This is a genomic window from Corynebacterium sp. HMSC070H05 (assembly GCF_001837615.1).
Lineage (GTDB): Bacteria > Actinomycetota > Actinomycetes > Mycobacteriales > Mycobacteriaceae > Corynebacterium > Corynebacterium coyleae.
In genome coordinates, this window is the sequence record NZ_KV833330.1 from 1 (window position 1) to 812 (window position 812).

Sequence of the window (812 nt, forward strand, 5' to 3'; positions counted from 1 at the left end):
GAAAACAACGCTCACCGAGGAGGGCGCCAAGAAGGTCTTGATCGGCTTCTACGAGCCGATCGAGTACGAGGACGCACTCCTTGACCTCAAGGTTGATTTCGAATCCCAGGAATCCATTACTGAGCGTGAGAACGCTGTCGGGAAGTCTGAGGCCGACGTAGCTCGGGCGGAGGCGGCGCTGGAGGCCGCCAAGGAGGAAATTGCCAAGGTCAAGGACTCTGAGAAGAAGGCCGAGCTGCAGGCAAAGGCAGATGCTCTTGCAAAGAAGGTTGAAGCTGCACGAGATGCTGCGAAGGCCGCAAAGGAAGCTCGAACTGGTGAGCAGGCGAAAACTGAAGCGGCAGCGGCCAAGTCCGCGGCAGATTCGGTGGTCGAAGGCGCCGAAGAGCTCAAGGCCGCTGCATCTGCGGTAGTTAAGGAAGAGCGTGATTCCGCGGCAGCCGAGGCTGCTGCGTTGGCGGCAGCGCAGGAGTCAGCGAAGGGCCATGCGGAGCGCGCGGCGGCTGCGGTGACCAAGGCTGAGGAGGAGACCAACAAGGTTAAGGATAAGGCGAAGAAGGCTGAGCTGAAGAAGAACCTCGAAGCGGCAGAGCAGGAAGCAGCCAACGCGAGTGCCGAGGCTGGCAAGGCTCAGGCAGCAACGACATCTGATGCGGCTGTGGCGGCGGCCGAGGCCGCTAAGACTGCGGCAGACAAGGCTATCGCCAAGGCGGAGGAAACCGAGCAGGCTGCGAAAGACGCTGTGAAGGCGGAGCAGGCAGCTGAAACCAAGCCCGAGACCGAGCCGGAAACCAAGCCGGAAACCAAGCCGG

At 61.5% G+C, this 812-nt stretch carries 1 pseudogene; it reads left to right on the forward strand.

The annotated features are described in order from the left end of the window. Positions 1 to 812 (forward strand): annotated as a pseudogene (locus tag HMPREF2617_RS12080) (hypothetical protein); the annotation flags it as partial.